Below are 9,055 nucleotides of genomic sequence, written 5' to 3'. Positions count from 1 at the left end.
AGCACATACATGATGCAGGCGGCCAGCACCAAAATCACGCCGAGCGCCAGAAAGGCGGCCACCATCGCGCGCGCCTCGCGCCGCAGCACTGCAGCCACCATGTTCAGCCCCGGCGCATAGCGCGCCAGCTTGAACAGCGTGAACATCTCCAGCACCAGAAACCATTCGCGCGGGATCGGCAACAGCAGGTGCAGGAAGAATGGCAGGATCACCAGCAGATCGGCGATGCCATGGAATGAGCGCAGATAGCGCAGCCGCATCACCCGCGCCGAGAGCCGCAGGTCGCCGGCATAATCCGGCGCGATCCAGATGCGCAGCAGATACTCTATGGTGAAGATGATATCGGTGGCTTCGCGCAGGCGATCCAGCCGATACACGGTTTCCGGCGTGATGCCCGGCATCGTCACCGCCATGATCGCCGCCGCACACGCGGCAACCGTCAGCAGGATGAATGCCGAAACGAAACGATGGCCGAGCGAATAGGCCTCGCGGCCATCGGCCAGCAGGTCGAAACAGCGGCGGCGCAGGCTATGCTGCCGCATGATGCTGTCCTCAGATTTTCGCCAAGGCGTCGGCCAGCGCCTGCAGCGCGGCATCGGCACCGGCCGGATCGGCACCACCACCTTGCGCGAAATCCTGCCGACCGCCGCCGCCCTGACCACCGATCAGTGGCGTGATCAGCTTGATGAAGCTGGCGGCATCCGCGCGGCCGGCCAGATCGGGCGTCACGCCCACCACAGCCGACACCTTGCCATCCACCGCCGAGATCAGCGCCACCACGCCGGAGCCGATCTCCTTCTTGATTGCATCGGCCATGCCGCGCAGATCCTTGGCCGGCACGCCATCCAGCTTGCGTGCCGCCAGCTTGATGCCGTTGATTTCCTGTACCTGCGGGCCGCCGCTGCCGCCACCTGTCGCCAATTGCTTGCGCAGATCCGACAATTCGCGTTCCAGCTTGCGCTTTTCGTCCAGCAAGGCGGTCAGGCGCTGCGGCACTTCGCGCGGCTGCGCCTTCAGCGCATCGGCAGCCGAACGCAGGGTGTGCTCGGCCTCAAGGAAATAATCGCGCGCGGCCTCACCGGTCAGCGCCTCGATGCGCCGCACACCGGACGCCACCGCGCCCTCGCCCACGATCTTGAACAGCGCGATATCGCCGGTGCGCTTCACATGGGTGCCGCCGCAAAGCTCGACGGAATAATCCACGCCATCGGGCAGCTTGCCCATGGAGAGCACGCGCACTTCGTCGCCGTATTTCTCGCCGAACAACGCCATGGCGCCGGCTGCAATCGCTTCATCCGGCGTCATCAGGCGGGTGGCCACTGCATCGTTCTGGCGCACGATATCGTTCACCTCGGCTTCCACAGCCGCGATTTCATCGGTGCTCACCGCCTTGGGATGCGAGATATCGAAACGCAGCCGCTCGGCGGAAACCAGCGAGCCCTTCTGCGTCACATGATCGCCCAGCTTGCGGCGCAAGGCGGCATGCAGCAGATGGGTGGCGGAATGGTTCGAGCGCACGCGCGTGCGGCGCGCATGATCCACGATCAGCTGCGCCAGATCGCCCATGGCGATTTTGCCTTTTTTCACCACGCCGATATGGGCATGCAGCGCGCCCAGCTTTTTCTGCGTGTCAGCGATTTCGATCTCGGCGCCCGTGGCCGTATTGATCCGTCCGGTATCGCCGACCTGGCCGCCGGATTCCGCATAGAACGGCGTCTGGTTCAGCAGCAGCGCCACCTGCGCGCCGGTCTCCGCAGTCTCCACGCGCTGGCCGCCGACAATGATGGCCTCGATGCGGCCTTCCGCGCTTTCGGTGTCGTAGCCGAGAAATTCGGTGGCGCCCTTCTCTTCCTTGATTTCGAACCACACCTTCTCGGTGGCGGCCTCGCCGGAGCCGGCCCAGGCCTTGCGGGCTTCTTCGCGCTGGGCCTGCATGGCGGCCTGGAAGCCATCGAGATTCACATTGATGCCACGATTGCGCAGGGCATCCTGGGTCAGATCGAGCGGGAAGCCGAAAGTGTCGTAAAGCCGGAACGCGGTTTCGCCGGGCAGCATGTCGCCCTTGCCCATGCCGGTAGTGGCTTCATCCAACAGCTTGAGGCCGCGTTCCAGGGTCTGCTTGAAGCGGGTTTCTTCCAGCTTCAAGGTCTCGGCAATCAGCGCCTCGGCGCGGCCAAGCTCCGGGTAAGCGCGCCCCATCGCGGAAACCAGCGACGGCACCAGGCGATGCATCAAGGGTTCCTTGCAGCCCATCAACTGCGCATGACGCATGGCGCGGCGCATGATGCGGCGCAGCACATAGCCGCGCCCCTCGTTGGACGGCAGCACGCCATCGGCGATCAGGAAGCAGGACGAGCGCAGATGATCGGCGATCACGCGATGGCTCACCTTATGCTCGCCATCGGCGGCGGCCTTGGAGAATTCGGCTGAGGCCTCGATCAGGCCGCGCATCAGATCGATATCGTAATTGTCGTGCTTGCCTTGCATCACGGCGGTGATGCGCTCCAGGCCCATGCCGGTATCGATGCTGGGCTTGGGCAGATTGATGCGCTCTTCCTTCGTCACCTGCTCGTATTGCATGAACACGAGATTCCAGATTTCGATATAGCGGTCGCCATCGGCTTCCGGCGAGCCCGGCGGGCCTCCCCAAACCTTGTCGCCATGATCATAAAAGATTTCCGAGCACGGACCGCAGGGGCCGGTATCGCCCATGGCCCAGAAATTGTCCGACGTGGCGATGCGCACGATGCGCTCATCGGGCAGGCCGGCCACCTTCTTCCAAAGATTAAAGGCCTGATCGTCGTCGTGATAGACCGTCACCCAGAGCTTATCCTTGGGCAGGCCGTATTCCTTGGTGATCAGGTTCCAGGCCAGCGGGATGGCCTCTTCCTTGAAATAATCGCCGAACGAGAAATTACCCAGCATCTCGAAGAAGGTGTGGTGGCGGGCGGTGTAACCTACATTGTCGAGATCGTTATGCTTGCCGCCGGCGCGCACGCATTTCTGGCTGGTGGCGGCCCGGCTATAGGGGCGCTTCTCCTGGCCGGTGAACACATTCTTGAATTGCACCATGCCGGCATTGGTGAACATCAACGTGGGATCGTTGCGCGGCACCAGCGGCGAGGACTCCACCACGCGATGGCCATTGCGGCCGAAATAATCCAGGAAGGCCTGGCGGATATCGCTGGCGGAGGTGGTCATCTAAGCGGCCTCTTCACAATAGATAATCTTTGGCGGCAACCCGCGGAAAGCCCGGCCAAATTCCGCAGGATAAGCCCCTGAATAAGTCCCCGGACAATCCCGGGCCGGACCGAGGTTTTTACCCTTCCCGGCCAAGCCCTGTCCAGCGCAACGGGGCGGGCCTGTTCCGGGAGTGTTTCACGTGAAACAAAATACATAAATTGTATGTTATAAGATGAAAATCCTAAACACACAAATCCCCCGAAGACAGAGCCCAGCGGGGTGCCAACGGGGGATTGTGAAAATTAAGTGGGCAACTGTGTCGGAGGGATGCCCAGCCCTCGCTCTTGGAACACTTACACTTTGCGTGCGGTAAGCGAGCCAATGCCGTCTTTGCTAAACTTGCAAAAGAATATCCCATACATTTAGATTGTTCAACATAATTATATGCCACCAGGGAGGGTGTAATGCTGGTATGGGGGTTTGATCTGGGCACAACCTCGGTGGGCTTTGCCGCCATCGAATACGACCAAGACCGTCGCATGGTTGGCAACATCAAGGCCCTGGGCAGCCGCATTTTCCCTGAAGGCATCACCGAAAAGGAGCGCGAGCCGCGCAACAAGGAACGCCGTTCCAAGCGCATGATGCGCCGGCAGCTTCGGCGCAAGCGCTGGCGGCGGCGGGCGATGCATGAGGCGCTGGCCGAAGCTGGCCTGCTGCCCTCTCCCAACCCCAAAGAATGGCCCGCCGAGCTTACCGCCGCCCTGCCCTATGAGTTGCGCGACCGGGGCCTGACCGAAAAGCTGGAGCCCTGGGAGGTTGGCCGGGCGCTGTTCCATGCCCTGAAACGGCGCGGCTTCAAGAGCGCACGGCTAGTGGATGACAAAAAACCCAGCAAGGACGAAGAAAAGGAAGAAGAAGGCATCAAGCAGCAGATCGCCGACCTGGATGCCAAGCGCGGCGACAAGACCGTGGGCGCCTATATCGGCCAGCCGATCCGGGCATGGCGCGCCAATCCCAAAGGGCCGGCGCCGAAAATCCGCGGGCAATATACCGCCCGCGCCATGGCGGAAGAGGAATTCGACCGCCTATGGGATGCCCAGGCGAAGCATCATCCCGCGTTGATGACGCCCGAACGCAAACAGATGCTACGAGACACCGCTTTCCGCCAACGACCGATCTTCTGGCGCCTGAAAACCTTGGGCACCTGCTCGCTGGAACCGGGCGAACCACTGGCCGCGAAAGGTTCTTGGTTGGGGCAGCAATTCGAAATGCTGCAAACCCTGAACAACCTGAAAATCGCCACCGGCAATGGCCGCGCTCTGGACGACAATGAACGCGACGTGCTGCGCCAGGCCCTGGCCGAACAACGCCGCCTGACCTTTGGCGACGCACGCAAATTGCTGAAAGCCCTGTGGCAGGAAAACGGCACGCCGTTCAAAGGCACGAAATTCAATTTCGAGGTGGAAGGCGGCCGCAAGGAATTGCATGGCAATGCCATGGAAGCCGCCTTGCGCAAAGCGTTCGGTGCGGCCTGGGGCGATCATCCGCAGAAGCAACAGATTCGCGACGAAGCTTTCCAACGGCTCTGGGGCGTGAATTACCGCCGCCTGGGCAACAAGCGGGTGGAAATCCGCACCGAACAGGATGTGGCCGCCGAGCGCCAGAAGCTGATCGCCCATGCCATGCAGCATTGGAGCATGGCCCGCAAAGCGGCGGAAGACTTCGCCGATACAGATATGCCCGCAGCCTGGCTGCATGTCTCCGAAAAAGCCATCCGTACACTACTGCCCGCCTTGGAATCCGGCGAAACCTATGGTGCCGCCCGCCCTCGCCTCTATCCCAATGTAGCGCCCACCGAGGCGGAGAAGCGCAAGCGGAAACGCAAGCCGAAATCCAGTCGCATCCTGGGCCTGCCCACCGATCCGCTGGATTTGCCGATCCAGCGTAACCCCACCGTACAGCGCGCCCTGACCGAACTGCGCAAGGTGTTCAACAATCTGTTGGAATCCAATGGCTATCGCCTGCCCGATCTGATCCGCATCGAACTGGCGCGCGAAGTGGCGCTTTCGGGCAAGGACAAGAAAAAGCTGCTGCAATCCATCCGCGACAACACCAACGAACGCAAGGCTGCCGAGAAGGCGCTGCGCGAACGCGGCGTTGAACCCACCGGCAGCGCCATCCTGAAATGGCGGCTCTGGCAGGAATGCGACAAGATTTGTCCCTATACGCAAGAAACCATCGGATGGGAGGATCTGTTCGGTCCGAAGCCGAAATTCGACATCGAGCATATCACGCCGCGTTCGCGCAGCCAGGATGACAGTTTCGCCAACAAGACCCTGGGCCATGTGGCGTTCAACCGCAACTTCAAGCGCAATTCCACCCTGGTGGAAGCATTCAAGCGCAATCACGGCAAACCCTTGCAACCCGATTGGCCGGACCTGGAACAGATTTCCAGCCGCCTCAACCGCCTGGCCGCCGAAAACAAGTTTCCGCGCGGCAAGGTGAAGCGCCTGCTGAATGCCGAAAGCCCAGAAGAGCGATTGAACCGGCTGGATAAATTCGACCCAACCGAACGCGACCTGGAAGACGATACCGGCAATAGCCGGCTGATCCGCGATACCGCCTATATCGCGCGCACCGCCTCGCTGTGGCTCGCCACCATGATGCCGCAAGGCGGCGATGGTGGCCGCAGCAAGGTGCAAACCCGCAATGGCCGCGCCGTAGCGCATCTGCGGCAATTGTGGCGGCTGAATCATCTGCTGGGGCCGGATGAAAAACCGCGAGGACCATCGCCATCATGCGCTGGATGCGGCGCTAGTGGCTTGTTTCGATGTGCGTGCGATGCAGCAGATCGTCGGTTGGTTCAAGCAACTGGAACTGGAGCCGGACAAGCCTTTCCCCGATATCCAGATGCCCTGGCCGAAATTCGTGGAAGACCTGCGGCTGGCACTGGATAAGATCGTGATCTCGCATCGGGTGCGGCGCAAGGTGAGCGGCGCATTGCATGATGAAACCCGCCTTGGGCCCACCAAAGAGCCCCCAATTACGGAAGCAGGCAAAACCTATCGCTTCTATGTGAAGCGCAAGGAACTGGCCTCCATGAGCAAGGGTGAGATCGCCGCCATCCGCGACGACAAGATTCGCGCCCTGGCCGAACATCGTCTGGCGCAGTTCGACGGCGATGTGAAAAAGGCTTTTGCCGAGCCCTTGATGCTGGATGATAAATCCGCACCAGATCGCAGGCGCGCAATCCGCAAGGCCCGTTTTTGTGTGAAGCTGCAAGCCGAAATGGTGGTGCCGGCCGGCCATGGCAACAAGGCGGTGGCCGAGCGCGGTGATGTGCATCATTATGTGCTGTACAGGTTGCCAGACGGCAAGGCCGATCATGAAACCGTCAGCCGCTTCGAAGCGATGCAAAGGCTGTCGCGCAAACAGCCAGTGATCAATCGCAAGCGCGACGATGGCGCCAGTTTCGTGATGACCCTGGCGCCTGGCGATATGCTGCGGCGTCGCAACGACAAGGGCGAATGGGAGTATCTGGTGGTGCGCAAGTTCAATGCCGCCGGCCAGGTTTTCATCAAGCCGCATAACCAGGCCGGCGCACCGAAACCGGAAATCAGTTTCGGCCGCGAAAAACTGGCCAGCGGCGAGATTGAAAAAATCTCCGTCGATCCGATCGGCCGCATCCGGCCGGCGCGGGATTAGCCGCCATGGCGGATTTGAAGCGGGTGATCGAGATTTCTTCCGCACCGACCCGGCTTTCGGTGAAGCATAAGCAGCTTGTGCTGGAAATCGCCGAGCGCGAACCGGTGCGGGTGCCGCTGGAAGACCTTGGCGTATTGGTTGTCGATCAGCCGGAAACCCGCTTCACCCATAATGCCTTGGTGGGGCTTGCCGAAGCAGGCGCGACCGTGGCGCTTTGCGGCGCAGATCATCTGCCTGCGGCTCTGCTGTTGCCGCTGGATGGCCATGGCCGGCAGGCCGAGCGTTTTCGTCGCCAGGCCGATGCCAATGCGCCGGTAAAGAAACGCCTGTGGCAGGCACTCATCGCCGCCAAGATTTCGCAGCAGGCCATTGTGCTGTTGGCCGCCAAAGGCCGCGACGATGGCCTGCCGCGACTTGCCGGCCAGGTGCGCTCGGGCGATCCGGATAACCTGGAAGCCCAGGCCGCGCAACGTTATTGGCCGGCCCTGATGGGTCGCGATTTCCGGCGTGACCGCTTCGGCGCGCCGCCCAATGGCCTGCTGAATTATGGCTATGCCGTGTTGCGTGCGGCCTGTGCGCGCTCTCTGGTGGGCGCCGGCTTGCATCCCAGCCTGGGCATCTTCCATGAGCGGCGCGATAACCCCTTCTGTCTAGCGGATGATTTGATCGAGCCCTTCCGCCCCTATGTGGATTGGGTGGTGCATGGCCTGATGGAGGCTGGCCATGCCGGCGAAGTGGACCGCGATGGCAAACGCGCGCTGCTGGGCTTGTTCGGCGAACGGGTGGATCTGGGCGGCCGCGCCGTGCCGCTCATGCTGGCCATCGAACGGGCAGCGCAGGGCTTGGCGGCGGCATTGGCTGGCGACGAAATCTCGGAAGCCGGCAATGCGGCGCGCCTGATCTTGCCGCGAGGGCTGACCTTGGGCGCTGAGGCTGCCTCCCCGCCCCTGCCCGATGATGAAGCAAGCGATGCTGGAGCCGGCGATGGCCCGCCGGCCGGCTGACAGCGGCCCAGCCTGGCCATTCGGGTGGCGCACCGTGTGGGTCTTCGCCTTCTTCGATCTACCGACCGAGACCAAGCCACAGCGCCGCGCCTATGCCCGCTTCCGCAAGGATCTGCTCGATGATGGTTTTTCCATGATGCAGTATTCAGTGTATTATCGCCATTGTGCCAGCCACGAAACAGCCGCCACCCATGTGCAGCGCATGGGGGGCAAAGTGCCGGGAGAAGGCGAAGTGCGGTTCATGACCATCACCGACAAACAATTCTCCCGCATACGCACTTATGTGGGCCGCAAACGCCAGGCGATGCCCGGGACGCCCGCCCAGTTGGAGATGTTCTGATGGGATGGCAAGCGGATTGGGCGACCCTGATACAGGGCGAATCGGGCCAGGAACATCTGGCGAAACCAGCCTTCCCGATTGCCCGGACGGGACAAGAAAAATGCCCGACCGAGAGCCCAGAGAGCATCCCAAATCGGGCATTTTACTTGACGATAGAAAGCTTTACACAAAGCCTAGTTTAGCAAAGACGGCATTGGCCGCAAACCGCAGCCCGTCCAACGACTACACTAACTCCGAAGGAGTTTAGCAAAGACGGCATTGGCCGCAAACCGCAGCGCCCACCAGCATGATGGTCGCCTCGGGCGCAGTTTAGCAAAGACGGCATTGGCCGCAAACCGCAGCCATGTTGGCGATGATCATCGCGTGGATCGTAGTTTAGCAAAGACGGCATTGGCCGCAAACCGCAGCGTTGCAAGGTTTCGAGATTGACGACCGGACAGTTTAGCAAAGACGGCATTGGCCGCAAACCGCAGCCGCTTCGCGTCATGTCGGCCGTCGAGGCACTAGTTTAGCAAAGACGGCATTGGCCGCAAACCGCAGCGGCTCGCCAAGATGTGACGGCGGATCGCGCAGTTTAGCAAAGACGGCATTGGCCGCAAACCGCAGCATCCATGGCTATATCCTGCCAGCCGATCTCAGTTTAGCAAAGACGGCATTGGCCGCAAACCGCAGCACGAGCCGCTGCCCGAAGCCGTCCAGGCGGAGTTTAGCAAAGACGGCATTGGCCGCAAACCGCAGCCAGGGGCCGCACCATGAAGCCGCGATTGCAAGTTTAGCAAAGACGGCATTGGCCGCAAACCGCAGCGATGGCGTCAGCCATGGC

General features: G+C 61.5%; 5 protein-coding genes, 1 pseudogene and 1 CRISPR repeat array (1 of these 7 running past the window's edge). Of the genes and pseudogenes, 4 read left to right on the top strand and 2 right to left on the bottom strand.

What is annotated here, in order from left to right; translation table 11 throughout:
• Positions 1 to 542, bottom strand: a 542-nt coding sequence (locus tag KF827_RS13450; protein WP_291006400.1) for an ion transporter, incomplete at its 3' end; no start/stop codon positions are given.
• A 10-nt stretch (positions 543 to 552) separates the two neighbouring features.
• A complete protein-coding gene (gene alaS / locus KF827_RS13445) occupies positions 553 to 3,201 on the bottom strand; it encodes an alanine--tRNA ligase (RefSeq protein ID WP_291006396.1) in 2,649 nt (882 codons plus the stop codon).
• Between the two features lie 446 nt (positions 3,202 to 3,647).
• Between alaS and cas9 the strand changes: the two are divergent.
• From cas9 to cas2, 4 genes and pseudogenes are all read left to right on the top strand, one after another.
• Positions 3,648 to 5,921: pseudogene (gene cas9, locus KF827_RS13440) on the top strand (type II CRISPR RNA-guided endonuclease Cas9); the annotation flags it as partial.
• Between the two features lie 31 nt (positions 5,922 to 5,952).
• On the top strand, positions 5,953 to 6,888 hold the full coding sequence (locus KF827_RS13435; protein WP_291006393.1) for a hypothetical protein: 936 nt from the start codon (positions 5,953 to 5,955) through the stop codon (positions 6,886 to 6,888).
• Positions 6,889 to 6,893: 5 nt separating this feature from the next.
• The gene (cas1, locus tag KF827_RS13430; protein WP_291006390.1) at positions 6,894 to 7,892 is read left to right on the top strand and encodes a type II CRISPR-associated endonuclease Cas1; all 999 of its coding nucleotides are present in this window, start codon (positions 6,894 to 6,896) and stop codon (positions 7,890 to 7,892) included.
• 34 nt (positions 7,893 to 7,926) lie between these two features.
• Positions 7,927 to 8,232 carry a CRISPR-associated endonuclease Cas2 gene (gene cas2 / locus KF827_RS13425; RefSeq protein WP_291006387.1) on the top strand — a complete coding sequence of 102 codons (306 nt, stop codon included), beginning with the start codon at positions 7,927 to 7,929 and terminating at the stop codon, positions 8,230 to 8,232.
• A gap of 175 nt (positions 8,233 to 8,407) precedes the next feature.
• A CRISPR array of direct repeats spans positions 8,408 to 9,055; the repeat unit is 36 nt; unit sequence AGTTTAGCAAAGACGGCATTGGCCGCAAACCGCAGC (it continues 1,163 nt past the right edge of the window).

The sequence above is a fragment of the Ferrovibrio sp. genome (assembly GCF_019636075.1).
In the GTDB taxonomy this organism is placed as follows: domain Bacteria; phylum Pseudomonadota; class Alphaproteobacteria; order Ferrovibrionales; family Ferrovibrionaceae; genus Ferrovibrio.
This window is presented reverse-complemented; position numbering and strand designations above follow the sequence as displayed.

Bases quoted from the DNA above. Each gene is read 5' to 3' on its own strand.
- KF827_RS13435 (WP_291006393.1), top strand. From the start codon at position 5,953: ATGAAAAACCGCGAGGACCATCGCCATCATGCGCTGGATGCGGCGCTA.
- cas1 (WP_291006390.1), top strand. From the start codon at position 6,894: ATGGCGGATTTGAAGCGGGTGATCGAGATTTCTTCCGCACCGACCCGG.
- alaS (WP_291006396.1), bottom strand. From the start codon at position 3,201: ATGACCACCTCCGCCAGCGATATCCGCCAGGCCTTCCTGGATTATTTC.